This window comes from Cytobacillus gottheilii, from assembly GCF_018582665.1.
GTDB lineage: Bacteria > Bacillota > Bacilli > Bacillales > Cytobacillaceae > Cytobacillus > Cytobacillus gottheilii.
Window position 1 is genome coordinate 4,249,600 of the sequence record NZ_CP071709.1, and the last position, 26,395, is coordinate 4,275,994.

At 41.4% G+C, this 26,395-nt stretch carries 29 protein-coding genes; 2 read left to right on the forward strand and 27 right to left on the reverse strand.

The window, feature by feature from the left end:
• Positions 1 to 412 precede the first annotated feature (412 nt).
• The 13 genes from J1899_RS20935 to prfA all read right to left on the reverse strand — a co-directional run bounded on the left by J1899_RS20935 (position 413) and on the right by prfA (position 10,833).
• Positions 413 to 985: a TIGR01440 family protein gene (locus J1899_RS20935; RefSeq protein ID WP_214476492.1), complete on the reverse strand. Its 573-nt coding sequence runs from the start codon at positions 983 to 985 to the stop codon at positions 413 to 415.
• Positions 986 to 1,012: 27 nt separating this feature from the next.
• Complete coding sequence (gene rpiB, locus J1899_RS20940) at positions 1,013 to 1,453, reverse strand: ribose 5-phosphate isomerase B (RefSeq protein WP_066442345.1); 441 nt, start codon at positions 1,451 to 1,453, stop codon at positions 1,013 to 1,015.
• Between the two features lie 192 nt (positions 1,454 to 1,645).
• Entirely contained in the window at positions 1,646 to 2,944 is a 1,299-nt protein-coding gene (locus J1899_RS20945) for a methyl-accepting chemotaxis protein (protein ID WP_066442344.1), read from the reverse strand.
• A gap of 22 nt (positions 2,945 to 2,966) precedes the next feature.
• Complete coding sequence (locus J1899_RS20950) at positions 2,967 to 3,416, reverse strand: low molecular weight protein arginine phosphatase (protein WP_214476494.1); 450 nt, start codon at positions 3,414 to 3,416, stop codon at positions 2,967 to 2,969.
• 113 nt (positions 3,417 to 3,529) lie between these two features.
• Positions 3,530 to 4,081 carry a manganese efflux pump MntP gene (locus J1899_RS20955; protein ID WP_214476496.1) on the reverse strand — a complete coding sequence of 184 codons (552 nt, stop codon included), beginning with the start codon at positions 4,079 to 4,081 and terminating at the stop codon, positions 3,530 to 3,532.
• A 137-nt stretch (positions 4,082 to 4,218) separates the two neighbouring features.
• On the reverse strand, positions 4,219 to 5,262 hold the full coding sequence (locus tag J1899_RS20960) for an L-threonylcarbamoyladenylate synthase (protein WP_214476498.1): 1,044 nt from the start codon (positions 5,260 to 5,262) through the stop codon (positions 4,219 to 4,221).
• Between the two features lie 166 nt (positions 5,263 to 5,428).
• Positions 5,429 to 5,875, reverse strand: coding sequence for a GNAT family N-acetyltransferase (locus J1899_RS20965; RefSeq protein ID WP_214476500.1), 447 nt, complete (start codon positions 5,873 to 5,875; stop codon positions 5,429 to 5,431).
• A gap of 206 nt (positions 5,876 to 6,081) precedes the next feature.
• Entirely contained in the window at positions 6,082 to 6,462 is a 381-nt protein-coding gene (gene gsiB / locus J1899_RS20970; protein ID WP_214476503.1) for a glucose starvation-inducible protein GsiB, read from the reverse strand.
• A gap of 151 nt (positions 6,463 to 6,613) precedes the next feature.
• On the reverse strand, positions 6,614 to 7,345 hold the full coding sequence (gene spoIIR / locus J1899_RS20975) for a stage II sporulation protein R (protein ID WP_214476505.1): 732 nt from the start codon (positions 7,343 to 7,345) through the stop codon (positions 6,614 to 6,616).
• A 132-nt stretch (positions 7,346 to 7,477) separates the two neighbouring features.
• Positions 7,478 to 7,804: an ArsR/SmtB family transcription factor gene (locus tag J1899_RS20980; RefSeq protein WP_214476507.1), complete on the reverse strand. Its 327-nt coding sequence runs from the start codon at positions 7,802 to 7,804 to the stop codon at positions 7,478 to 7,480.
• Entirely contained in the window at positions 7,805 to 8,221 is a 417-nt protein-coding gene (locus J1899_RS20985) for an SRPBCC family protein (protein WP_066442322.1), read from the reverse strand.
• Positions 8,222 to 8,906: 685 nt separating this feature from the next.
• A complete protein-coding gene (gene prmC / locus J1899_RS20990) occupies positions 8,907 to 9,755 on the reverse strand; it encodes a peptide chain release factor N(5)-glutamine methyltransferase (protein WP_214478960.1) in 849 nt (282 codons plus the stop codon).
• 4 nt (positions 9,756 to 9,759) lie between these two features.
• Positions 9,760 to 10,833, reverse strand: coding sequence for a peptide chain release factor 1 (prfA, locus tag J1899_RS20995; RefSeq protein WP_066442319.1), 1,074 nt, complete (start codon positions 10,831 to 10,833; stop codon positions 9,760 to 9,762).
• Positions 10,834 to 11,203: 370 nt separating this feature from the next.
• On the opposite strand from prfA, the gene J1899_RS21000 reads away from it, so the two are divergent.
• Complete coding sequence (locus J1899_RS21000; RefSeq protein WP_214476509.1) at positions 11,204 to 12,166, forward strand: DMT family transporter; 963 nt, start codon at positions 11,204 to 11,206, stop codon at positions 12,164 to 12,166.
• Between the two features lie 42 nt (positions 12,167 to 12,208).
• On the opposite strand, the gene J1899_RS21005 is transcribed toward J1899_RS21000, so the two are convergent.
• The 9 genes from J1899_RS21005 to J1899_RS21045 all read right to left on the reverse strand — a co-directional run bounded on the left by J1899_RS21005 (position 12,209) and on the right by J1899_RS21045 (position 20,521).
• On the reverse strand, positions 12,209 to 12,667 hold the full coding sequence (locus tag J1899_RS21005) for a hypothetical protein (RefSeq protein ID WP_214476511.1): 459 nt from the start codon (positions 12,665 to 12,667) through the stop codon (positions 12,209 to 12,211).
• Between the two features lie 102 nt (positions 12,668 to 12,769).
• Complete coding sequence (locus J1899_RS21010; RefSeq protein ID WP_066442313.1) at positions 12,770 to 13,390, reverse strand: thymidine kinase; 621 nt, start codon at positions 13,388 to 13,390, stop codon at positions 12,770 to 12,772.
• Positions 13,391 to 13,531: 141 nt separating this feature from the next.
• Positions 13,532 to 13,735: a 50S ribosomal protein L31 gene (rpmE, locus tag J1899_RS21015; protein WP_214476514.1), complete on the reverse strand. Its 204-nt coding sequence runs from the start codon at positions 13,733 to 13,735 to the stop codon at positions 13,532 to 13,534.
• A gap of 176 nt (positions 13,736 to 13,911) precedes the next feature.
• The gene (rho, locus tag J1899_RS21020; RefSeq protein ID WP_214476515.1) at positions 13,912 to 15,183 is read right to left on the reverse strand and encodes a transcription termination factor Rho; all 1,272 of its coding nucleotides are present in this window, start codon (positions 15,181 to 15,183) and stop codon (positions 13,912 to 13,914) included.
• 391 nt (positions 15,184 to 15,574) lie between these two features.
• Positions 15,575 to 16,537: a class II fructose-bisphosphatase gene (gene glpX, locus J1899_RS21025; RefSeq protein WP_214476517.1), complete on the reverse strand. Its 963-nt coding sequence runs from the start codon at positions 16,535 to 16,537 to the stop codon at positions 15,575 to 15,577.
• A gap of 40 nt (positions 16,538 to 16,577) precedes the next feature.
• Complete coding sequence (locus tag J1899_RS21030) at positions 16,578 to 17,864, reverse strand: UDP-N-acetylglucosamine 1-carboxyvinyltransferase (RefSeq protein WP_214476519.1); 1,287 nt, start codon at positions 17,862 to 17,864, stop codon at positions 16,578 to 16,580.
• A 342-nt stretch (positions 17,865 to 18,206) separates the two neighbouring features.
• On the reverse strand, positions 18,207 to 18,851 hold the full coding sequence (fsa, locus tag J1899_RS21035; RefSeq protein WP_066442301.1) for a fructose-6-phosphate aldolase: 645 nt from the start codon (positions 18,849 to 18,851) through the stop codon (positions 18,207 to 18,209).
• A 236-nt stretch (positions 18,852 to 19,087) separates the two neighbouring features.
• A complete protein-coding gene (locus J1899_RS21040) occupies positions 19,088 to 19,945 on the reverse strand; it encodes a class II fructose-bisphosphate aldolase (RefSeq protein WP_066442299.1) in 858 nt (285 codons plus the stop codon).
• A gap of 207 nt (positions 19,946 to 20,152) precedes the next feature.
• The gene (locus J1899_RS21045) at positions 20,153 to 20,521 is read right to left on the reverse strand and encodes a response regulator (RefSeq protein WP_214476521.1); all 369 of its coding nucleotides are present in this window, start codon (positions 20,519 to 20,521) and stop codon (positions 20,153 to 20,155) included.
• Between the two features lie 214 nt (positions 20,522 to 20,735).
• On the opposite strand from J1899_RS21045, the gene J1899_RS21050 reads away from it, so the two are divergent.
• A complete protein-coding gene (locus J1899_RS21050) occupies positions 20,736 to 21,257 on the forward strand; it encodes a DUF2529 family protein (protein WP_343216749.1) in 522 nt (173 codons plus the stop codon).
• A gap of 62 nt (positions 21,258 to 21,319) precedes the next feature.
• On the opposite strand, the gene pyrG is transcribed toward J1899_RS21050, so the two are convergent.
• The 5 genes from pyrG to J1899_RS21075 form a co-directional block, all read right to left on the reverse strand.
• A complete protein-coding gene (gene pyrG / locus J1899_RS21055) occupies positions 21,320 to 22,921 on the reverse strand; it encodes a CTP synthase (RefSeq protein WP_214476525.1) in 1,602 nt (533 codons plus the stop codon).
• Positions 22,922 to 23,235: 314 nt separating this feature from the next.
• Positions 23,236 to 23,793, reverse strand: coding sequence for a DNA-directed RNA polymerase subunit delta (rpoE, locus tag J1899_RS21060; protein ID WP_214476527.1), 558 nt, complete (start codon positions 23,791 to 23,793; stop codon positions 23,236 to 23,238).
• 323 nt (positions 23,794 to 24,116) lie between these two features.
• Entirely contained in the window at positions 24,117 to 24,275 is a 159-nt protein-coding gene (locus J1899_RS21065) for a hypothetical protein (protein WP_156495665.1), read from the reverse strand.
• A gap of 203 nt (positions 24,276 to 24,478) precedes the next feature.
• The gene (locus J1899_RS21070; RefSeq protein ID WP_066442287.1) at positions 24,479 to 25,132 is read right to left on the reverse strand and encodes a TetR/AcrR family transcriptional regulator; all 654 of its coding nucleotides are present in this window, start codon (positions 25,130 to 25,132) and stop codon (positions 24,479 to 24,481) included.
• A 108-nt stretch (positions 25,133 to 25,240) separates the two neighbouring features.
• Complete coding sequence (locus J1899_RS21075; RefSeq protein WP_214476529.1) at positions 25,241 to 26,383, reverse strand: acyl-CoA dehydrogenase; 1,143 nt, start codon at positions 26,381 to 26,383, stop codon at positions 25,241 to 25,243.
• Positions 26,384 to 26,395 lie beyond the last annotated feature (12 nt).

The following is a 26,395-nucleotide window of genomic DNA, read 5'->3' on the forward strand; positions in this document are numbered from 1 at the left end:
AAACCTTGTTCTGCTTGTTAAAACGCGTCCTATGTACCAAAAATCTCTTTCATTTTAACATGTTTTTCTGTTTTAATCTTTAAAAAATACGAATCATTTCTGGGGCTATCGTCTATTCGGGGAGCAACCTGTTTTCCAGGAGGATGTGCCACTTATAAGATGATTGAAGCAATGATTGGGGCTGTTTCAAACATTGCGGCTGATGTGACTGTCTGCCCAAAGGGGCGCAGGCTAGATATTCGCCGTTAAATGGGGTTTTTCGCCGTTATTACGTTTTTTTCGCCGTTAAATGGGGTTTTTCGCCGTTAAATGGGGTTTTTCGCCGTTATTACATTTTTTTCGCTGTAATAGAAATATATTCGCCAACCAATCCTAACATCAACTCATAAAAAAACCTTTGCATACGCAAAGGTTAGCATGATTCATTTTCTGTCTTTTTTTCATAGACAGCTCGTACTCCGCCGATTAATTTAGGCCGTGTTGTTGCCAGTGTGACATGTGCTGCACCAACATTTTTCTGCGTGGTTCGAATAGGGACCGCTACATGTTTTAAATGCATGCCAATGAATGTGTCACCTATGTCAATGCCTGCATCAGCTTTTATATGTTCCACAACTACAGGGTCGTTCATTGAGCCGTAAGCATAGGTCGCCATGGCACCTCCAGCTGTTCGAACGGGAACGACGCTGACTTCTTCCCACCCTTTAAACTCAGCAGCCTGCCTCTCGATCACAAGTGCCCGGTTCAAGTGTTCACAGCATTGAAATGCCAGTGAAGCTCCCGTCTCACTGGTCAATTTCTGCAGTGAATGATAAATCATCTCTGCCACCTGCTCTGTTCCAGCCGTACCGATCCTGCTTCCAGCAACCTCACTTGTGCTGCAGCCGATGACAACCACACTTTTTTCATTTAGAGAAACTGTTTGTAAAAATTGCTCAATAATCTCATCGAGCTCTTTTTTCCATGTCTGCAATTCTTCCGCCATTGTCTTCACACTCCTGAGACAGGTAGATTATTTATTTTCATAAGCCGTAACTTTGCCTACGCGTGTTTCATGACGGCCGCCTTCAAAATCTGTACCAAGCCAGATGCTTGCGATTTCCCGTGCAAGACCAGGTCCGATCACACGCTCGCCCATTGCCAGCATATTACTGTCATTATGTGCCCGCGTCGCTTTTGCACTAAACGTATCGTGTACAAGCGCACAGCGAATGCCTTTCACCTTATTAGCTGCAATACTCATGCCAATGCCTGTCCCGCATATTAAGATGCCGCGGTCAAATTCTCCGCTGGCCACCTTTTCAGCAACTGGCAAAGCATAATCCGGATAGTCAACAGATGTATCACACTCACAGCCAAAATCTTCATACTGTATACCCATTTCATCCATTAAGTTTTTTATTTCTTCTCTAATGTTAATTCCGCCGTGATCTGATGCAATCGCTACCTTCATGTTAACAGCCTCCTCTATTTTCTACTCTTATTTTTACATAAAAGCGCTTAATTATAAAGTTTAGATTCGGGGCGTGGTTCAGGGTGCATATGGGGCGTTTTCGGGGCGTCACAGTGACGCCCCGAAACGCCCCGAAATGTGTCGAATCCCGCACCCAAACTCCCACTCCACAAAAAAAGAGCCCGCAGGCCCTTATGAAGTATGAAATCTGGTAATTGTGTTTTTAAGTTTCTCAGCTTGTGTTTTTAGTTCGTTGGCAAGGACTTCAACGTTTTCAATGACATTCGTTTGCTGTTGAGAAGAAGCCGCCACTTCTTCTGCACCGGCAGAGGTTTCTTCTGCGATGGCTGCAACTTCTTGGGATTGCTGAGATGTGTGATGAATGCTCTCCATCTGTTGGCCAACGAGTCCTGTAATTTCAGAAACAGATTCAGCCATTTCATTGACCGTTTTCGTCATTTCTTCGATCACTGCATTTGTTTCAGTACCTTTTTTCGCTTCCATATTCGCCGATTGAACTTGCTGACTGATTTGACTTACAACATTTTTTACTTCTTGCTGGATGTTTTTAATCAATTCGGAAATGCCCTGCACTGCCGTCGCACTTTCATCCGCAAGCTTGCGCACTTCATCCGCAACAACTGCAAAACCTTTCCCATGCTCGCCCGCACGCGCCGCCTCAATGGAAGCATTTAATGCAAGGAGATTGGTTTGAGCTGCAATATCGCCAACAAGCTTGATAATCTGTTCGACCTTGGAGGCATTGTCTTCTAATCTCTTAACCGTCTCTAATGACTGTTCATTTCCAGCTGCAAGCTTTTCAATTCCAGAGATCAAAGAATGAATCACCTTCTTGGAATCAACAAGGTCATCGATTAACTCCTTTGAAACGCTTTCAGAATCTATCGCTTTTTTCTGTACAATTTGGGCAATCTGTATAACACTCTCCACTGACTCAGCCGTTGACTGAATAGAAACTGCAGAATGATCGGCACCCGCTGAAATTTCTGCAATTGTTCTGGAAATGACCTCTGCCTGCTCTGCTGCTGCTGTTGATTCACGTGAAATAGAGATTACCTTATCATTGGTTTCTTGAAAATTCTCTTCTATTTTCTGAACCATATCCTTCAAGTTGTAGAGCATGTGATTAAAAGCTAATCCTAATGAACGGATTTCATCATCAGACTTAGATAGCTCCACTTCCGCATTGATATCGCCATGTGCTGCTTTTAAAGCCGTTTTTTCCAGCTTTTTCAGCGGGTTAATGAGAAATCCAGCTGCAAAATAAGCCAGAATACCAGACCAGATTGCACCGAGGCTCAGCGTAATAATCGTAAAAATAACTTGTCCAACTGGAACTAGATCTTTAATAAACGGATAAACCACATATAAAAACAAGGCGCTTGTCGTGTATGTAATAATGGCCAGAGTCATTATAAATACAACAAGCTTTTTGCGCAGACCAAACTTATACTTCGTTTTCTCTTCCATAACTTCCCCCTGCAAAGCCGATTTAGTTGCGTTCCTGCTTTTCCCAAGATTTCTCTACCTGATCAATAGCTTCTTTTAAATCATTGAAGGTGGCTCTGTAAATCTCAAGAGATCCTCCGTAAGGGTCAATAATATCTATTGCTGCATCCCCTGCAAATTCCTTCAGCGTAAAAACCTTTCCTTCAACCCCATTAAAACGGTCTAAAATGAGCCGCTTATGATCAGAAGTCATGGTAAACACATAATCGGACCACTGCAGAAGCTCAGCTGTTAATGGTGATGATTCATGGTTAAATGGAATGCCCTGCTCTTGCAGAACTTGCTGCGCATGCAGGGAGGCTTTGTTTCCAGCACCTGCATAAACACCAGCAGATTTCACCTGGAGCCCCGGAATCCCTTTGCATTTTAAAATGGCTTCAGCCATCGGGCTTCTACAAGTATTGCCTGTACAAACAAATAGTATATTCTTCATATTTGCTGCCCCCTCTATTACATTATAAGACAAAACACCTAAATCCCATAGACTAGATTGCAAAAAAAAGAGAGAAAAGTCACACCTTCTCCCCCAACTTTTTCTATATATTTTTACATAAACAGCAATTTAATACCAAAGGCAAGCAAGATCGCTCCACCTAGAGTTACACTGTATGAGCCCAGCCAGCCTTGCACTTTCCGGCCAATAAAAAGTCCGACCCATGTTAAAATAGCTGCTGCAGCGCCGAACATAGTTAAAACTACCGCTGTTTTAGCTCCGAATATTCCCAGCGATAAGCCGACTGAAAAACTATCCAGACTCACACTCACCGCGAATAATAGCAAGCCAAATCCTACAGGTGAAATTAAGCTGTTTTCTTCCTTTTTAAAGCTTGATAACACCATTTGAATTCCGAGTAAAATCAGCAACCCGCCGCCAATATAAGCGGCAATTTCCCCAAACTTGTCCGACAGGAACCTGCCGGTGATCATGCCTAGCATCGGCATGAGGACGTGGAACAGTCCCACGGTCAGTCCAATCTTCACAATTTGCCGCAAACGAAGCTTAAACATTCCCATTCCCAATCCTATTGAGAAGGCATCCATTCCCAGCGCGAATGCCATTAAGCCGATTGTGAGTAATTCGCCAAATATTTCTGTCATGTTGTATATCGCCCCCTTGGACTTGCTAATTCAAGATATGCAAGTCCAAAGTCATTTAGACGATGTTTTTCACAATGATCTTTTTTTCAAGCTACAGGAAACACAAAAACCGCCTCACACCGAGACGGCTAAAGAAATTAAATGGATATAATACGATATCCGGCCGCTTTAACTAGACGATTCATAATCGCCTGTCCAACTCCTTCATCCGGAAACATTTCACTTAGAATAAGGTCGAGATCCGCGCTGTTAAAATTCCTTAACGTATCATATAAGGAGCCAGCAACTGAATCCAGATTTTTTCTGCTTCCGCATGCAATAACCTTGTCTGCCTGATAAAAGTATTCGTTTTCCTCAGTTGTCAGGACACCAACCTTTAGTCCCTCCTGCTGCTTTTCAAATATAAGCCGCTGAATATCCTCCCGTTCTCCTTTAACCAGAACAAGTGCGGCATCTGGAGCATAATGGCGATACTTCATCCCAGGCGACTTTGGTTTTTGCCCGCTATCAAGCAATGCAGGATCTACCGTAATTTTCCCAATAACTTCTTCAATTTGCTGGGCAGTAATCCCGCCTGGACGCAATATGACTGGAATTTCTTCTGTACAATCCAGAACGGTAGATTCCAGCCCTACTCCCGTTGGCCCGCCATCAACAATTCCAGAAATTTTCCCCTGCAGGTCGTCCCACACATGTTCAGCGGTTGTAGGACTTGGCCTTCCGGAAGAATTGGCGCTAGGTGCGGCAATAGGAAGATTTGTTTTCTGTAATAAAGCAAGGGCTACTGGATGATCTGGCATGCGGATTCCCACTGTGGATAACCCAACCGTTGCCTTTTCAGACAGCACCCCCTCTTTCATTTTTAAGATAATTGTAAGCGGTCCTGGCCAATACGCCTTCATCAATTGCTTAGCCTTTTCAGGGATTTCCTCCACAAAGTCCGAAACCACCGCTTCATCCGCAATGTGGATAATAAGTGGATTATCCGCTGGCCTGCCTTTTGCTTCAAAAATTTTCGCTACCGCCTGGTCATTTAAAGCATTTGCGCCCAAGCCATATACCGTTTCTGTCGGGAATGCAACAACTTCATTATTTAATAAAAGATCTGCTGCCTGTGTTATTTGTGGGTAACCAGTTAAATTATCCACATTTTTATCCACTGACCATCTTTTTGTATCCATCTAAATTCACCTTCAATATTTCTTCTTATGAATGCCTATATTACTCACTTTTCTACGAATCACTTTTGAAAGTATAAAAGAAGTTAGAGGATAACTCAAGCTTTTATCCACAAATTGTGTATAAAAATGGCCTTTTTGTGTATAACTTTGTCATTTTATCCACATTTCATATGGAAAACTTCAAGAAATACGAGTTATCCACAGAAAGGATGTGTTTAACATGCTCTGATTCGTATAAGTCCGCAGGCAGCTTCGTGGAATCATGAGGCTGAAAGCCCATTAGCGTAAAGAAGAGGGCAGCACTTTGTTTGTTTGAAGCCATGTACAGCTCCGTTAATCCCTTATCTCTAGCCAACATTAAAATTTGTTCCAGTAATATAAACATATCCTTTTCAGTAGAGTTCGGGCTAAGCACCAGTGAGCGCAGCAAACCAACCTGCCCATGAGGCTCTATCCCTAATGATGCCTGAATCTGGCCCAACTCATTCTCACAAAGTAAAAAATAATCAATGGAATCTTTAATCCCTTCAGAACTTACCTTTGCATTCTGTAAAAATAATGATAACTTTTCAACATCCTCAATACCAGCACAACGAACTTCTGCCTTATTCATTCCTCTCACCCCATCTTCAATTAATGAACTTAATCTATGAATATGATTGATAGGAAGACAAATAGAACAGAAAATGATAGAAAAGATGAATATATATTATAATGACAAGCCTCGCTAGTATTAATGGACAGAAAAACACGGCAGCCACTCGTTGACTGCCGTGCTATGCTGGACGCATATCGATATCCTTTAGGAAATCAAATCTATTAATCGTTAGAGTTTCCGCCTTTGCGGCCGATCTCACGATAAAAGTCTTTATCATGATTTTCACTTGTTGCTTCCCCGCCTTTGCGGCCAATTTCCTGATAGAATTCTTTATCATGATTTTCACTTGTTGCTTCTCCGCCCTTGCTGCCAATTTCCTGATAGAATTCTTTGTCATGATTTTCGCTAGTTGCTTCTCCGCCTTTGCGGCCAATTTCCTGGTAGAAATCTTTATCGTGGTTATTGCTAGTTGCCTCTCCGCCTTTGCGGCCGATTTCTTGGTAGAATTCTTTATCGTGGTTATTGCTAGTTGCCTCTCCGCCTTTACGGCCTCTTTCCTCACGAGACATTTTACCGTTATTGTTGTTGTTGTTGTTAGCCATTGTATCCATCTCCTTTGTTGTTTGATGTTACATTCATATAAATATCCGATTTTGATAGATTGAAACACCTTAAAGAAAGTTACTATAATTTTCCTCTAGACTTTTAAAAGAAAAGACGCAGAGAAAAAAGTCATCACTGCGCCACAAATGCTTATCCAAAAATCTTATTCCAAATTTCCACTAGGAAAAACTTAACCTCTACCTCTTCTTCATCCTGTTCCCCTGCGTATATCGGTTCTTCCTGTTCTTTCTGTTCTTTCTGTTCTTTCTGTTCTTTCTGTTCTTTCTGTTCTTTCTTTTCTTCCTTTTCAACTGTTTGCTCCGTATTCACTTCTTCAGCAGAAGCCTTTTTCCCATCTTCCTCAAAACCTTCACCTACAGCTACTCCATTTGAAAAATCAAGGAAGCACAGGGGAGGAAACAGGACACACCACCAGTTTGCTCCATCGCCATCTCCAAGTGTGATTAAAATAGCCTCATATTCACCGGCTGGATATAAAAACTGACCATATAGCTTGGTAGGGAACTCTACCTTCCCAAACTCTGCTTTGACTGACTGCGGGACATTTTGTTCTTCTACCACACTCTCGGCAATTGCTTGGATCTCCGGCAGACGCGACTGAAGCAGTTTGCGAGATTCTTCAACAGATGTTAAATCAGACACCCATTCTGTAATTTTTTCATTGACCGCATCTCTGACCAATCTTTTCACATTTTGATCTGCTTCTGAATCACTATTAGCTAGAATCCGCAGTCGAATGGCTTCATTAGGAATCACTAATTCTTCATCAGCCGTTACCTCTGTTTGCGGTATATATAAACTAAAAATTGTTCCAATCGATAATAATAAAATGTATAAGTTCACAGTCCATTTTGTTTTCATTTCCGGCACCACCCTTTCGATATCCTCATTGTGGACAGATTCGGAAATTCTTAAACTAGTAAAATGGAAAAAAATTATTTGTTCTTTTTAAATAGAAAAACTGCTTAATAATAAGCAGTTTTAGGGAGTCATCTATTTTTGGTCGTCGTCGCTTTCAACGATGTGTTTTAGGATTGACAGTTTGTTATGCCAGAATTGTTCGTAATAAGAAAGCCATTGCTGGACCTCTGTCAGCGGCTCAGGGTGAAGTGTGTATATTTTTTCTCTTCCAATCCTTTTTCCGGTAACCAATTGTGCCTCTGACAGGATATGAAGATGTTTGGCAACCGCTGTGCGGCTAATCGGAAAGTGATCGGATATCTTTGAAATCGGCAGTTCCTCGTTAGCCAGCAGACGAAGCACTTCTCTTCTCGTAGGGTCTGCAATAGCCTGAAAGACATCATGTTTAACTGCTGACATTTACCCTTCAACAACCTTGCGAAGGTTTTGAACAATGCCAGCCCAGCCATGATCCATTCGATCTCGTATAACAGAACTTTTTTCATTCGGCTTTGGAAGAATTTCATCCGGAGCCTTCCATCCGCCATGGACAAGAGTGAATTCTGTTTGATTCCCTACCTCTTTTAATAGAAAGGTAACTACCCAACCATCTGTATCCCATGAAAAAGAAATTTTGTTAGGCTCATCAATTTCTAAAACTTTGCATGGTGATGGACCGAAAGGAGATTGAACATGAAACTCATAGCCCTCCTCAAGTTTAAAATCATTAGGCATAAACCATAATTCAATTCCTTTTGGAGTTGAAACTTTATCCCACACTTTCTGAATTGGCGCCTCAATCATCACTGTTTGTTTAATATCTTGTAAAGCTTCCATTGAAAGTCCTCCTTATATAGAACCATTTGGTTTCACTTTGTATGATATAACACCTTTTGGTTATATGTCAATGTATGTACCTTTAAGATTATTTCCTTGAATGATTGATTGTATGAGTGGATGTAAGGAGTTGGTTTGATGTGGTTTGGAGGGGTTGGATGGAGAGTGAGTGATTTGGGTTATGTTCATGGGTTTTTTGATCGGTTCCCGGATCATTTCAATAAATTGGATCGGTTTTCGGTCAAGCTCGCATTGGGACCTTGTTTAGGGATCTCTTTTGCATGGAGAAGTGCGGATTTTAGTTATTTCCAATGGTTTTTCGATCATTTCGTTTGGGTTTTCGGTCAAACTCGTATTTTGGTCTTCTTTAGAATGATTTTAGTGCATGGAAAGTGCGAATTTCGATTTTTTCTCTGCGTTTTTCGATCATTCGAACAGGTTTCCGCTCTTTTTATTGTGCTTTCCAATTCATTTTCTGTCTTTCCTATCAAAATTTTTAATTTTCCTATCAAACTAAACGGTTTTCCTATCAAATTTTCTGGTTTTCCTATCAAACTTTTCGTTTTTCCTATCAAAATATCAACTTTTCCTATCAAACTGTCTTTTTCCTCTTGAATTTCCGCATAGCGCGAGGAATCCACCCACACTTTATACAAAAAAACTACCCCCGCCCGGAGATAGTTTTTTACATTTCCGCAAAGACCATACGATCTTTGCCATTGATATCATATACAACTTGAATAGATGCTTTTGGAAAAGTATTCTGCAGCAGCTGCTTGACTGCTTCACTTTGTCCTGCTCCGACTTCGAAGCCCACAATGGCTGATGGATTTAAGACAGCGGGCAGCTGCTTTATGAGATCACGATAGATCGTCAGTCCATCTACGCCTGCAAACAAAGCCCGATGAGGTTCATGTGCTGTAACAACTTCGGACATCCAGCTTTTATCACTATCTGGAATATAAGGAGGGTTCGAAAGAATAACATCAAAGGTTCGGCCTGCCCTAATAAAAGGTTCAAGCAGATTCCCTTCGATGAATTCAATATCAGCATGAAGTTCCCCAGCATTATGTGCAGCCATTTGCAGTGTCGGTGCATATATATCTGTTGCTGTTACTCGAAGTTTGGGCATTTCAAGCTTTAAGGTTACGGCAATAGCTCCGCTGCCTGTGCCAATATCCGCCGCAGCGATCTCAGGCTGATTAAATTTGCGCTCTATCCTTTTAATCGCTTCTAAAACCAGTTCTTCTGTTTCCGGCCTTGGAATAAGTGTATCCTCATTCACTCGAAACATACGGCCATAAAAATACTCATATCCCATAATGTACTGAACCGGTCTTCCTTCACCATGAAGCACCACGGCGTTTTGGAATTGCGCAAGCTTCTCTTCCTCCAGTTCATCCTGAAGGGAAGCAAGCATTTGAGCATAATTCATCTCTAAGAAATGCCTCAGCAAAATGTCTCCCGCATTTTCGTCTCTTCCTTTATCCTTTAAAAAGGAAGAAGCCCAATTAAGGGCTTCAAACACTCGCATGCTATTACTCATTCGAAGCCGCTTCCAGCTTAGCGGATTGCTCTTCCATAATAAGTGTATCAATCACTTCATCAAGCTTTCCTTGCAGGATTTGATCCAGCTTTTGAATCGTTAAGCCGATGCGGTGATCGGTTACGCGGTTTTGCGGGAAATTGTACGTACGGATACGTTCTGAACGATCGCCTGTACCTACCGCAGATTTACGCTGCTGATCGTATTCCGCTTGAGCTTCTTGCTGGAATTTATCATAAACACGCGCGCGAAGAACTTTCATTGCTTTTTCTTTGTTTTTGATTTGTGATTTTTCATCCTGACACGATACAACAACACCAGTCGGCAAGTGAGTCAAACGGACAGCTGACATCGTTGTATTAACACTTTGCCCGCCTGGACCGCTTGATGCGAATGTATCCACACGGATATCCTTATCATGGATGTCGATTTCTACTTCTTCTGCCTCTGGAAGGACAGCAACGGTTGCTGTTGAAGTATGGATACGGCCGCCTGATTCTGTTTCAGGGACACGCTGTACCCGGTGTGCACCGTTTTCAAATTTAAGCTTTGAGAAAGCTCCGTTTCCGTTTATCATAAAAATGATTTCCTTGTAGCCGCCAACACCTGTTGAACTTGCTTCAATGACATCAATTTTCCAGCCTTGCACTTCTGCATAGCGGCTGTACATCCGGTATAGATCTCCAGCAAATAGAGCGGCTTCATCTCCGCCTGCTGCTCCGCGAATTTCCATGATGACGTTTTTATCGTCATTCGGATCCTTCGGTATTAAGAGAATTTTTAAGCGCGCTTGCAGCTCTTCAATGGTTTCTTCGAGCTCAGATAGCTCTTCCTTTACCATTTCACGCATGTCTGCATCCAGCTTTTCTTCCAGCATGGCTTTTGCATCCTGAAGCTGTTCTTTTACACTTTTGTACTCTCTATAAACTTCTACTGTTTCTTGAATGCCTGATTGTTCTTTAGAATATTCACGGAGCTTTTTCGGATCGTTGACGATTTCCGGATCACTTAAAAGCTCATTCAGCCGCTCATAGCGGTCTTCGACTGCTTGAAGACGATCAAACACAGTTCTTCACCTCAATTGTTATTAAGAAAAGTTACGCTTCATAGGAGTTGCTTGACTCCATAGGAAGATAAACTTTATGTAATTTTTTATTAAAAAATGCATGGCTGATATCTAGCTATCTTGAAACATTTACAACCAGCCAGCAGATCAAGCCGTATGGATAACATTCTAATTATAGTATAGCCGTATTCCACAGTCAAAATGAAATCAAAATAAGGTCTTGCTCCCTCTACCTATATCCCTTATAGTAAATGGAAAGAATGGGAAGTTTATTATACTTCATACGTTATACTCACCCTGCTGCTTCGTTAAAACAAGGTTTCCTGCTCTCTTATACTTTATCGCTGTAAATGGTTAAGGAGGTTTTACAATGAAGGCTATCCTGCTCGGAGTCTTGTCTGCTTTTTTCTTTGCTTTTACGTTTGTGCTGAACCGCTCAATGGAGATGTCAGGCGGCAGCTGGCTCTGGAGTGCATCGCTCCGCTACTTTTTTATGATTCCGCTTCTAATTATTATTGTTTCGTTTCGAGGGAAACTAAAACCCGTTTTTACTGAATTGAAGAATGCCCCGGGAAAATGGATGCTCTGGAGCACCATCGGCTTTGGACTGTTTTATGCACCCCTCTGTTTTGCGGCCGCCTACGGTCCTGGCTGGCTCATTGCAAGTACATGGCAAATTACAATTATTTCGGGTTCCCTGCTTGCACCACTATTTTATGAAAAATTCACAACACCCAATGGAACGATACAGGTGCAGGGCAAAATTCCCTATCGCGCCCTATCCATGAGTCTGATCATTTTGGCAGGTGTCGCTATTATGCAGTGGGATCACGCTTCAAGTATTTCTATTCAAGAAATGCTGCTATGCATAATTCCCATTGTAATAGCGTCGTTTGCATATCCGCTCGGAAATCGCAAAATGATGGAGGTCAGTGCGGACAGATTGAACGCCTATCAGCGCGTGCTTGGCATGACGATCGCAAGTTTACCGCTTTGGATCATTCTGGCGATTGTCGGCTTTGTCACATCTGGTGTGCCAAGCACTGCTCAATTAACGCAATCAGGTCTTGTCGCTCTTTTATCAGGAGTATTCGCAACGGTGTTATTTTTTGCAGCAACTGATCTTGTGAAAAATGATATGCAGAAGCTCGGTGCCGTTGAAGCCACGCAGTCAATGGAGGTCCTTTTCGCCCTTGCAGGTGAAATCCTCTTTTTATCTGCCGCCTTCCCAACACCGATTTCGCTTACCGGCCTGTTACTTGTTATGATTGGAATGGCTTTGCAAAGCTATGTATCTGTTTCAAAACCCTCTCTAAAAAAGAAAGCCGCTTGATCGGGCTATAAAGAAACGGCAGCTGCTGCTGCCGTTTTGTTTTTACCGCTCTTCATTTACTCGTACTTCTATGTCATAACGAGGCAGCGCCTTCACAAGTGCTTTATGCAATATTGCTTCCGCATCAATTTTTTCTTCCTGGTTCATCCTGTCATTGTGAAAAGCAGTTACCCACAGCTTTTCCCCATTAATCCACACCTGGTCCGTTTCAAAGCCAGCTATACGCACCGTTTCTTTCGCATGATTGATATCATCAGATTGATCAACTGCATTGCCGTCTAAATTTAAGAAGTTGGGATTTTGTTCGTCCATCGTATGCTCCCGTGTACGTTGGATTTGCTCGTCCCGCTCACTATTGGAATTCGAAAGAAACGTGGTTCCATTTGAAGTCTCGTTTTGACCATAAAGACTACGCGTATTTTGAACTTCGTTTTGGGTTCCATTTTGCGCACATCCTGCCATAAAAAATGCCGCAGAAAGCATAATAAAGAACAATCTCATGCTAACACCTCCTGTTATTAGGATATCCGCTGAGACGAACGTTTCTCAGTCCAAATATAGGAAGTAAAAAAAAGCTGTCTGGTAAAATCCAGACAGCTTAGCTTAAGATAATGTTTCTGTTTCAGTTGTATTCTTTAATGTATTAGGCGATTTCGGTACCTGATGGTGATGTCTGCAGCGAGGCTCGTACGCTTCAGATGCGCCAACAAGGATGATTGGGTCATCATATGAAGCTGGTTCACCGTTGATTAGCCGCTGTGTTCTGCTGGCTGGTGACCCGCAAACAGCACAGACAGCTTGAAGCTTCGTCACTAGCTCAGCAATAGCCATCAAGCGCGGCATAACTCCAAAAGGCTCGCCGCGGAAATCCTGGTCTAAACCTGCTGCAACCACACGATGTCCGCTATCAGCCAGATGCTGAATAACATTCACAATCTCATCATCAAAAAATTGAACTTCATCTATAGCAATCACTTCAATGTCAGAAGTGATATTTTGAAAAATTTCAGTGGAATGAGCAATCGGTTTTGCCATAACGGATGAGCCGTCATGTGACACAACAGCTTCCTCGCTATATCTGTTATCTATTTGCGGTTTGAAAACAGCAATCTTTTGCTTTGCAAACTGAGATCGTCTGACACGACTGATTAATTCCTCAGATTTACCAGAAAACATACTGCCGCAAATTACTTCCACCCACCCATGATGTTTCATTACATACACAAACGGCATCTCCTTCCTACAGCCTCATCTGCATGCAAAATGCTGCGATGACAAGGGGAAAATCAGGTTTATAAGTAGTATTATTGCAATAAAAAACAGGCAAGAGAGAAAACTTGCCTGTTTTTGTGTTGTTTATGTTTATTATTTCTTAATGCCGTATTTTTTATTGAAACGATCAACACGTCCGCCAGCTTCAGCGAATTTTTGACGTCCAGTATAGAATGGGTGGCACTCAGAGCAAGTTTCTACGCGGATTTCTTCTAATACAGAACCCGTTTCGAATTCATTACCGCATGCACATTTCACCATTGCTTTTTTGTAGTTAGGATGAATTCCTGATTTCATTCTTTTCATCTCCTTCCGCCCTGAATCATGCTGAGACAGAGTTATATGTTACGGATAAACCGTAAATTAAAAACGCACTGGAATTATTATAACAAGTACAAACATTTTTTGCAAATATCATTTTTCATCTATTGTCGAAACTTATATGATTTTAACATTTACATATAAAACAAATTTTATGACTGCGAACGCTTAGCCTTCATTTCTTCAGCAAGATTAGCATAAAATTCTTCATTTGATTTTGTCTGCTTTAGCTTGCGCAAGAATTTATCGGCAAAATCTGGTGAATCTGACATGGACTTGCGAATCGCCCAAAGCATATCAAGATGTTCCTTCTTAATAAGAAGCTCTTCTTTCCTTGTGCCTGAACGGCGAATATCAATTGCAGGGAAGATTCTTCTTTCAGCAAGAGCACGATCAAGATGCAGTTCCATATTTCCTGTACCTTTGAACTCCTCATAAATTACATCATCCATACGTGAGCCTGTGTCTACTAGCGCAGTTGCCAAGATCGTTAAGCTGCCGCCTTCTTCAATATTACGGGCAGCACCGAAAAAGCGTTTTGGACGATGGAAAGCAGCCGGATCAATACCGCCTGATAAGGTTCTTCCGCTTGGCGGAATAACCAGGTTATAAGCACGGGCAAGCCTTGTAATACTGTCCATAAGGATAACTACATCACGCTTATGCTCAACAAGACGCATTGCTCGCTCAAGCACCAGCTCCGCCACTTTGATATGATTTTCAGGAACTTCATCGAAGGTTGAGCTGACAACGTCACCTGCGACAGAACGTTCAATATCGGTTACCTCTTCCGGACGCTCGTCTATTAAAAGAACAATTAATTCTGCTTCCGGGTGGTTTGTTGTAATGCTATTGGCAATTTCCTTTAAAAGCATCGTTTTCCCAGCCTTAGGAGGGGCTACGATTAAGCCACGCTGTCCAAAACCGACTGGCGCCAAAAGGTCCATTATCCGTGTAGAAATATGCCTTGTTGTCGTTTCAAGGTTCATCAGACGATTTGGATATAATGGCGTCAAACCAGGAAAGTGAACACGTTCCTTAGCCGTTTCTGGATCATCATCATTAACAGCCTCAACTTGCAGTAAGCCAAAATAGCGTTCATTTTCTTTTGGAGGACGCACTTTTCCTGAAACTTTATCTCCGTTTCTTAAGTCAAATCGGCGGATTTGCGATGCAGAAATGTAGATATCCTCTGAGCTCGGGGAGTAATTAATTGGTCTTAAGAATCCAAAACCTTCCGATTGGATAATTTCCAGGATTCCTTCCATAAAGAAATAGCCTTCCTGCTCTGCTCTTGCTTTCAGAATGGCAAAAATAAGTTCTTTCTTTGATAATTTGCTATAATAAGAAACTTTATATTCGCGTGCAAGCTCATAAAGCTCCTTTAATTTCATATTTTCTAAACTCGATATATTTAATCCCATATCAAACAACACCACTCTTTTGAATTTTCAATCAATATCCCTATACGGTTTTATAAACTGAATCAATTTAAATAAGGAAAGATAAATAAGCATGAGGTTTCTAGAAGTTATTGAAGAATCCTTGATTTATGTTTGAGAGATCACCGCAGCACGGATTGTATTGAGGGGTCCCGTAAAACAATCTCTATTTTACCCTTTACGTTCAGTGTTAATCAACTGTATTTTTTTGTAATTATTATTGAAGGAATGGAAGGATTGGAGCTAAGCAGCGATCCAGCTAATGTTTAAAAACAGAGGCTACGCTTCTTTTTAAACTGTTCAGGTTTATTAGGTTAGAAAAAGCAGGGGAAACTGCATCTTTCCCAGTTCCCCAATATTGTGATATATGCAATTATCTCATAACAAGATTTGGTTTCTTTTTCAAGCTATGACGGCCTTCAATGAAGCGGACTGTTCCTGACTTTGCTCTCATAACAACAGAATGGGTAGAACCATATGAGCCTTTAAATTGAACCCCTCTAAGCAATTCGCCATCTGTTACACCTGTAGCAGCAAAAATGGCGTCATCTCCTTTTACGAGGTCTTCCATTAAAAGTACATTATTCACATCGAGACCCATTTTTAAACAGCGTGCTAATTCTGCATCATTTTGAGGAAGCAATTTCCCTTGAATCTCTCCGCCTAAGCTTTTCAGAGCCACTGCTGCTAAAACACCTTCTGGCGCTCCGCCTGATCCGAATAAAATATCAACACCTGTATGATCAAACGCAGTATTAATGGCTCCTGCCACATCTCCATCATTGATTAGCTTTATTCTTGCACCAGCTTCGCGAAGCTCGTTAATAATATGAGCATGACGCTCTCTGTTTAAAACGGTTGCCACAACATCCTCGATATCTTTATTTTTTGCCTTGGCAACAGCCTTTAAGTTATCTAAAACAGATGCATTTATATCAATTTGGCCAACCGCTTCAGGGCCAACTGCAATTTTATCCATATACATATCAGGTGCATGAAGCAAATTCCCATGATCTGCTACTGCTAAAACTGCAAGGGCATTCCAGCCACCAGAAGCGACAATATTTGTTCCTTCCAACGGATCGACTGCAACATCTACACGCGGACCATAGCCAGTTCCAAGCTTCTCACCAATATAAAGCATTGGGGCTTCATCCATTTCGCCCTCTCCAATGACAACCGTCCCCTTCATAGGTACAGTGTCAAAAACGTCTCTCATTGCAGATGTAGCAGCATCATCGGCTTCATCCTTTTTACCTCTGCCCATCCAGCGTGCTGAAGCAAGCGCAGCTCCTTCAGTTACTCGGACAAGTTCCATTGATAAGCTTCTTTCCATCCGTTGTTCCTCCCCAGATAACGACATTTCTCTCTATTATTTACGCATTATTTAATTGCTCAATCTCTTCTTTCGTCAGCTTCTCGCGCCAGATGGTCGCACCAAGTCCGCAAAGCTTGTCCACAAGATGACTATAACCGCGGTCAATATGCTCTAATCCGGTTACCTCTGTAACACCTTCAGCCATAAGTCCGGCTATGACAAGAGATGCACCCGCTCTAAGGTCACTTGCCTTCACTTTTGCTCCCTGCAGCTTAACTGTGCCATTTATGATGGCTGAACGTCCTTCTACCTTTATATTGGCATTCATTCTTCTTAGTTCATCAATATGCTTAAAACGAGCACCATAAATCGTATCTGTCACCATGCTTGTTCCTTCAGCAGCTGTTAAAAGTGATGTAAATGGCTGCTGGAGATCTGTTGGAAAACCGGGATATACAAGCGTTTTTATATCAACCGCTTTCATTTTCTCTGCCGGTCCCACAAAAACCTGATCATCATTTGCTTCAATCTGAACGCCCATTTCTCTGAGTTTTGCGATCAAAGATTCTAAGTGATGAGGAATCACATTGTCGATCAGCACACCATCTCCAGCTGCTGCACCCAGAATCATATAGGTACCTGCTTCAATACGGTCAGGAATAATAGTATGTCTGCAGCCATCAAGGCTATCAACACCATCGATGCGAATAACATCTGTTCCTGCTCCCTTAATTTTAGCACCCATATTGGTTAAAAGTGTGGCTACATCAATAATTTCAGGCTCTTTTGCTGCGTTTTCAATAATCGTTCTTCCCTTTGCACGAACGGCAGCAAGCATAATATTAATAGTCGCTCCTACACTTACTACGTCCAAATAGATTCTTGCACCGCGCAGTTCATCTGCCCGTAAATAGATCGCACCTTGCTCGTTGGTCACATGTGCACCTAATGCTTCAAATCCTTTGATATGCTGATCAATTGGGCGAGGACCGAGATGGCATCCTCCGGGCAAACCAATTACAGCCTTTTTAAAACGGCCGAGCATCGCACCCATTAAATAATAGGAAGCCCGTAATTTTTTTACCTTTCCATTTGGCAAAGGCATGGAAATCATTGAAGATGGATCAACAGTCATATCATTATTCTCGAAACTGACTACCCCGCCAATTTCTTCAAGAAGTCCTTTTAAAATCTGAACATCAGAAATATCCGGCAAACCTTCAATCGTCACAGGCGACTCTGCTAATATCGTTGCGGGTATTAAGGCGACGGCGCTGTTTTTTGCACCGCTGATTCTGACCGTCCCTTTTAATGGACTGCCGCCTGCAATCATAAGCTTTTCCATTATGATCTCCCTTCTTTTGCCTGGTATGTCAATGCAAGAGTTGCAATTGCAGTCTTTCCTGCGGACAGGCATGTCCTCGTCTAAACCATAATTTTGATAACACCATACTGAATCCGGTCTATCCTTACACTACAGTGTACACGAAAATTTACCAGTCATATACTGATATAAAAAAAGTGGTTATATTTTGAATAGTGAGTTAATTGTTATCTATTATTAAAAATTTTCTATGTCATCAAAATCAGCATTTTTAAGCTTTTGAGAAGGTTTTGTCCTTCCACTCAGAGTACTCACTTTCAGCAAAGCAAATGCTGACAACAACGATGAAAATATGAAAATCTTTTAAGACCGAGAATTCCAGTCTGCTAGAAAGGCTTCAATGCCTTTGTCTGTTAATGGATGTTTGAAAAGCTGCTGAATGACTTTGTATGGAATCGTGGCAATATGCGCTCCCCGCAAAGCCGCGTCCGTTACATGCTGAGGATGTCTAATAGAAGCTGCTATAATTTCAGTGTCAATATCATGGATGGCAAAAATCTCAGCAATGGTTGAAACTATATCAAGACCATTATGACCGATATCATCTAATCTTCCAAGGAATGGGGAAACATATGTAGCACCTGCTCTGGCAGCAAGCAATGCTTGATTAGCACTGAAAATAAGCGTAACGTTTGTTTTAATGCCTTCTTTTGTAAAAACATGGACTGCTTTTAGTCCTTCTGGTGTCATTGGTACTTTAATTGTAATATTTGGAGCAATGGCGGCAAGCTCTTTTCCTTCTCTAATCATTCCTTCTGCATCAAGAGCGATAACTTCGGCACTTACTGACCCGTCTACCAGTTCTGTAATTTCCTTTAAGCGATCATGAAAGGATACGTCTTTTTCTTTTGCAACCAGTGATGGGTTTGTTGTTACCCCTGCGATAATTCCTAGAGCGTGTGCTTCTTTAATTTCTTCCATATTAGCTGTATCAATGAAAAATTTCATTTTAATTCCTCCCTATTTTCGAACCGTACATTTTTATGAACAAAGATCGTTGAATGTCAAAAATCCAGTTTATCTCTTATGTATGTCAATGAAAGAAAACAATAATGATCCAAGAGGCTAAGAAAAAAGAACCAGGGGAATATATCTGTTCTAAACTAGTAAACATTAAGGAAGATTACCTTTTTATAATGAAGGGAAACCGCCTTTTGGTAAAGGCGGTTCCTTTTCACGTTCAATTATGCTTTTGCAGATGAACCAAATTCACGCATTTTGCCGATAACTGTTTCTTTAATCGCCTCACGTGCAGGTCCTAAGTATTTGCGTGGATCATATACTTCACTATCCGCTGCAAGTACTTCGCGAACGCGTTTTGCAGATGCAATTTGGTTTTCTGTATTTACGTTGATTTTTGCAGTACCTAGAGAAATTGATTTTTTGATATCGTTAGTTGGAATTCCAGTTCCGCCATGAAGTACAAGTGGCACACCAGTTAGGTTCCCAATCTCTTCCATCTCTACAAATCCTAGGTTTGGTTCACCCTTGTAAGGACCGTGAACAGAGCCTAATGCTGGAGCAAGGCAATCAATGCCTGTGCGTTTTACAAGCTCGTCACATTCTTTAGCGTCCGCATAGATAACGCCATCAGCAATGACATCATCTTCCTGTCCGCCTACAGTTCCAAGCTCAGCTTCTACAGAAACACCTTTTGAGTGAGCATATTCAACAACTTTAGTAGTTGTTTCGATGTTTTCCTCAAATGGGTGGTGAGAAGCATCAATCATAACAGATGTGAAACCAGCATCAATTGCTTCTTTACATTTGTCGAAGCTTGAACCGTGATCTAAATGAATGGCAACTGGGACAGTGATTTTATAATCTTCAAGAAGTCCTTCTACCATTTTTACAACTGTTTTGAAGCCGCCCATATAACGAGCTGCACCTTCTGATACCCCTAAGATAACAGGAGATTTTTCTTCTTCTGCTGCTTGAAGAATCGCTTGAGTAAACTCAAGGTTGTTTAAATTAAATTGACCTACTGCATAACCTTCTGCTTTTGCTTTATTCAGCATGTCAGTCATAGAAACTAAAGGCATTATACTTCCTCCTTAATAATGATCGCTTGTTGATACAGGTTGTCTGCATTTAAGTTTACCCTATCATGCTGCTGATTATGTAGCAGAGAACCTGAAGCGACCTATGGAATTCATTTGTATCATACCAAAATGGACAAGGAATTGCTATTAATCCATTGCAATTTTATAAACTGTCATAAAGCAAGCGCTACCATTGGAAAATCATGCTTATTGTGGGACAGGCAAGTGTTTTTTAACGGCTGCTCTAATGTCGTCAATATCAAATGGTTTGGCAAAATGTGTTAGTGCTCCTAGATCTTTTGCTTCTTGAATCATATCCAATTCGCCATATGCTGTCATAATAATGACGCGGATTTCTTTGTTATCGACGCGCATTCTTTTTAAAATTTCAATCCCATCCATCCCAGGGATCTTCATATCTAATAGGACCAGGTCCGGTGTATGCTTTGCGACAATATCAAGAGCTTGAACTCCATTGGCAGCCTGAAATGTTTCGTAGCCTTCTTTCTGCAATACTTCGTTCAGCAATATGCGGATGCCAAACTGGTCATCGACAATTAATATCTTCCCTTTCAAAATAGCCACCTCATTGATTATATTTTTTCGAAGAGCTTGTAAATACTATGTAAAAATGTAGCTTTTGCCCAGTCTCATCTTGTAAAATTCTCCTTACCCGATGATAATTCCTGCCTTATTCTTAATTTCGCGTTTTTAATTTCACCTTTTCCACTTGTTTTACTATAATTAAAATTCATACATGCTTAAGAAGGAGGAAATTCTTTTGTTAAAAATGTTTTCTACGCAGCTGACAGGTGTCTTTAACCGCCTGCAGGAAAAAGAATCTGAGACCATTGAAGACGGTGCACGGCTGCTGGCTCAAGCGGCTGCAGGAGCAGGTACCATCTATATATATAGCACAAACGAAATGAAGGCCATTGCTTATGAGGCGACAGAAGGGGCAGAGCCTTTGCAGAACGCAAAAATCTGGAATGAGGAGATGCCGCTTAGCGAGATTCATGATACTGATCGTTTCTTAATCGCAGCGCGCAGCGGAAATGATAAAGAAGCTCTAGAGCTTGGACGGGCGTTATCCGATCGGTATATTCCTTTTGTTGCGATTTGTGCTAATAGCCAAGATGATGCAGGAGAAACGCTTGAGGCTCTGGCAGATGTACACATATCGCTAAAGCTCACAAAAGGACTTCTGCCGGACGATGTTGGAAACCGTTTTGGTTATCCATCAGCTATTGCTGCTTTATTTGCCTATCATGGCATTAAATTTACTTTAGATGAAATCATGGCAGATTATTAATTTATTCATCCTATTAGAGAAAAAAGCGGAGAAAACACAATGTTTTCTCCGCTTTTTTAATATTATTCACCTTGTTTAAGTGACGCACCTATAAAGTCGCGGAAAAGCGGCTGCGGGCGTGTTGGTCTTGAGATGAATTCAGGGTGGAATTGTGAAGCAACAAACCAAGGGTGATCTTTTACTTCAATGATTTCTACAAGTCTTCCATCTGGACTAGTACCAGAGAAGACAAATCCTGCCTTTTCCATCTCTTGGCGATAATGATTGTTAAATTCATAACGGTGGCGATGACGTTCATAAACAACTTCATCCTGATATGCATCAAAAGCAAGCGTATCTTCCACAAGCTTACATGCCTGCAGACCTAGACGCAGTGTACCGCCAAGATCTTCAATATCCTTCTGTTCCGGCAATAAATCAATAATTGCGTGTTTTGTATCCGGGTTAATCTCAGCAGAGTGAGCTCCATCAAGTCCTAATACGTTACGGGCAAACTCAATGGATGCCAGCTGCATGCCAAGACAAATGCCTAAGAATGGCTTCTTTTGTTCACGGGCATATTGAATCGCAAGAATCTTCCCTTCAATTCCCCGATCTCCAAAACCGCCTGGCACCAAAATACCGTCAGCATCACTTAAAAGCTCAGAAACATTTTCAGGTGTTACATTCTCTGAGTTAATCCACTTTACATCAATATCTGCATCATGAGCATAACCTGCATGCTTTAATGCTTCAACAACGGAAATATACGCATCCTGCAGTTCAACATATTTTCCAACAAGTGCAATCTTTGTTTTCTTCGATAAATGCAGAACTTTATCAACCAATTGCTTCCATTCCGTCATATCTGCTTCCTTGCAATCAAGCTTAAGGTGCTGACAGACGATTTGATCAAGATTCTGTTCCTGCAATGCCAGTGGTACTGAATATAATGTTTCCGCATCCTGGCACTCAATAACTGCCTCTTTATCAATATCACAGAATAAAGCAAGCTTGTCCTTCATTTCTTGGGAAATTGGCATTTCTGTTCTGACAACTACTACATTCGGCTGAATACCAAGGCTTCTTAGTTCCTTAACACTATGCTGTGTAGGCTTTGTTTTCATTTCACCAGCAGCTTTAATATAAGGAACAAGCGTACAATGAATATACATCACGTTATCACGGCCGATATCGCTCTTAATTTGGCGAATCGCTTCAAGGAAAGGAAGAGACTCAATATCTCCTACCGTTCCGCCGATTTCAGTGATCACTACATCAGAATTTGTTTCATGACCAGCGCGGAACACCTTATCCTTAATTTCATTTGTAATATGCGGAATTACCTGTACAGTGCCGCCATTATAATCTCCACGTCTCTCTTTTCTGATTACAGTGGAATAAATTTTCCCTGTAGTAACAGAGCTGTACTTTGTTAAATTGATATCTACAAAACGCTCATAGTGTCCTAAATCCAGATCTGTTTCTGCTCCATCACCTGTTACATATACTTCGCCGTGCTGATACGGACTCATCGTTCCCGGGTCAACGTTAATGTATGGATCAAACTTTTGAATGGTAACGCTCATGCCTCTATTTTTTAATAAACGGCCAAGTGAAGCAGCTACAATTCCCTTTCCTAATGACGATACAACACCGCCTGTAACAAAAATATATTTTGTCATTTACTATTCCCCCTTCAATACAGTTTGTGCAATTTTTTCTTTCTTTAAGGCTGTTTTTGTAAACTTTGTTGCTTTTAGAGGGAGATGACTTTTATAGATTTTACTGCCCCGATCTGCATGTGTTTACGCGTGGTCATGTACCGCACTCATCTCCAGCCATACCTCAAAAATGAATTGGACACTTCCGCAGAAAAAACAAAAAGCGCTCCACTTACTATTTTTCAAGTAAGGGAGCGCTATAAGCGTATCATTTATCGTTCCTTTTTTAAGGAGCCCAAAAATGATTCTACAAGCCTTATATAAAAAAGTCAAGATTATAAATCCTCTTCGTCCTCATCTTCATCCAGGTCTTCGTCGAGGTCATCTTCATCGTCATCTTCATCAATTTCTTCAATTAGATCGTCGTCTTCTTCTTCAAATTCATCAAGATCATCATCAAGAAGATCATCGTCTTCATCGTCATCTTCATCAATATCATCGTAATCCTCAATGTCGTCATAATCGATTTCTTCTTCATCAAGCTCATCGTAATCTTCCAGTTCAAGATCATCATCAGCCGTTTTCTTCGCCTTTTTCTTCTTAGGCTTAATGACTGTAACAACTTCTTCTTCATACTGATCAACAGGATACCATGTACGAAGTCCCCAGCGATTATCCCCAAGGCCAATAAAGCGGCCATCAATATTCATATCAGTATAAAATTGTGAGATTTTCGCTCTCACTTGCTCATCCGTCATGTCTAAAAGATTCTTCACTTCATTCATAATATCATTGAATGCAGCAGGTTCTTTCTTTCCTTTTAAAATTTCATATGCGATTTCAATTAAAGACATTTCCTGCAAATCTTCTTTTGTGAATCCCTGTAAAGCCATCTTCGCACGTCCTTTCACTATGTAAGGCTTTATGCAAGCCGATTAATCATATCAGTAAACCCTTTTATCCACTGCATTTATAGGCAGTGAAGGCATATTCTTCATTATAAACAAATTTTAAGGGTTTATGCTAGTTATATCTTTTAGGATTATTCTTTTTTAGACGACAAAAAAACACAAATCAGCCAAAAGCAGTTACTTTAGCAGCGGCCAATTTGCATATGAAAAACAGATTCTGCAATAAGAGTACTTTCAAGTTTTGGCCTGCTGACCATTCGGCAGATTTACAGCGCATGAAAACACAAGACAGGGCAGGATAGGATTCATCTATTTCCGCCTGTCTCTTTCATTTGTTTATAGGCAAGCCGGCTAAAGTAGATCGCTAACATAAAAAATGGAATGGCGCCAAGCTGCCATCGATATAATAGATAAAAAAATATGATAAAACATGAAATCGCGCTAAACCAAATAATCCGTCTCAATTACTCACATCCTGAATATCAATATCTGTGAAGTTCAAGCCAGAATACAATCAAATTTATTATAAAGGATTTTGTATGCCATTGTATAATATTAATGTCAGAAAAGTCACTACTAAGTAGAAAAGGTCTGCGTTAGACTAGCGCAGACCTTTTGAATTTTTATAATATTTAAGCTAGTATGATACTGCCATTACTTGTGTGACTCAGGTATCTGGCTGAAACTCCACAGCCGCGGCACTTCCTTGGATCCCCTGAAAAAGCAGATCGGTCTGCAGCTGTATATATTGTTCTAAGCTATACATTTTTTGCAGTGTCCAACGGCGGAAAGCCCACATTTGTCCTTGAACGAAAATATTATGAGCGATCATTTTTACTTCTTCCATGGACAGCTCCAGTTCCCCATTCTCCACACAGAGCGTAACCACATGCTCAAACATAGCAACCATCTCAAGCTCTTTTTTCAAAACATATGGCAAGGCATCTTTAGATAAGGACTTCACTTCCTGATACATGACAAGTACTTCATCCTGCATTTCATCTACCACTTTGAAATAATCAGAAATTCCCTGCTTTAAACTTTCAATTGTCCCTTTTTTGGTATCCAGTCCTTCATACAGCCTCTCTCGCACTTGATCATATATGCTGTCGCAGACAAGATAGAGGACATCCTCTTTTGTGCGGATGTATTCATATAAAGTACCAATGCTAAACCCAGCCGCTTTCGCAATTTCCCGTGTTGTTGTCCGATGAAATCCTTTCTGGATAAAAAGAGTAACCGCCCCTTTAATCATCTGATCACGCCGTTTTTTAACGAGACGCTCATCTTTAACGGAAGCCTGCACTTGTCTTTTTTTCATTTTATCAACACCTTTTATTTCATCCATTGCTAATTAATTGTGCAGGATAAAATCTTGGCTGTACCACTACTTTTGTTAAATCTTAATAAATCCTGTTTCATAATTTTATCAGGATTGGGTGAGCATTCTTGAGATGACGAGGCGCTGGATTTCTTGAGTACCTTCGTAGATTTGGGTGATTTTGGCGTCGCGCATGTAGCGTTCTGCTGGATAGTCTTTGGTGTAGCCGTAGCCACCGAAGATTTGGACAGCATCTGTTGTCACTTTCATGGCCGTGTCTCCTGCAAACAGTTTGGACATCGCAGATTCTTTGCCATATGGAAGACCAGCGGATTCTAGCCATGCCGCCTGGTAGGTCAGCAGTCTAGCTGCCTCAATGCCTGTTGCCATGTCAGCCAGCTTAAAGCCGATGCCTTGCTGGGCCGCAATTGGCTTCCCGAATTGCTGGCGTTCCTTGGCGTAATCACTAGCCGCATCGAGCGCACCTTGAGCAATGCCAACCGCTTGTGCTGCTATGCCATTTCTTCCTCCGTCGAGGGTTTTCATCGCAATCTTAAAGCCTTCTCCCACATTTCCTAACACATTTTCAATAGGCACTTTGCAGTCCTCAAACATAATTTCAGTTGTCGGTGATGAGCGTATGCCTAATTTCTTCTCTTTTTTGCCCACAGAAAACCCTTCAAAGCCAGCTTCTACAATGAATGCGGTTGTTCCTCTTTGTTTTTCCTCAGGGCTGGTTAGTGCAAACACCACATAAATATCAGCAATTCCGCCATTCGTAATAAAGATCTTTGAACCATTTAGAACATAATGATCGCCTTCTAAACGGGCCGTCGTTTTCATGCCGCCTGCATCTGATCCGCTGCCAGGCTCTGTTAATCCGTAGGCGCCGATTTTTTCCCCAAGCGCCATAGGCTTTAAGTACTTTTGCTTTTGTTCTTCATTTCCAAATGTATAAATAGGCCAGCCTGCAAGCGACGTGTGCGCGGACAGTGTCACGCCAGTAGAGGCACATACTCGAGATAATTCCTCGACTGCAATACAGTAGGCTAAATAATCACTGCCAATGCCGCCATACTCTTCAGGCCAAGGAATTCCTGTTAATCCAAGCTCAGCCATCTTATCGAACAGCTCGCGATCAAAGCGCTCCTCTTCATCACGCTCAGCAGCGGTAGGAGCCACTTCATTGCGGGCAAAATCACGGACCATTTTCCGAATCATCTCATGCTCTTCTGATAATTTGAAATTCATTTTCTCCCCTGC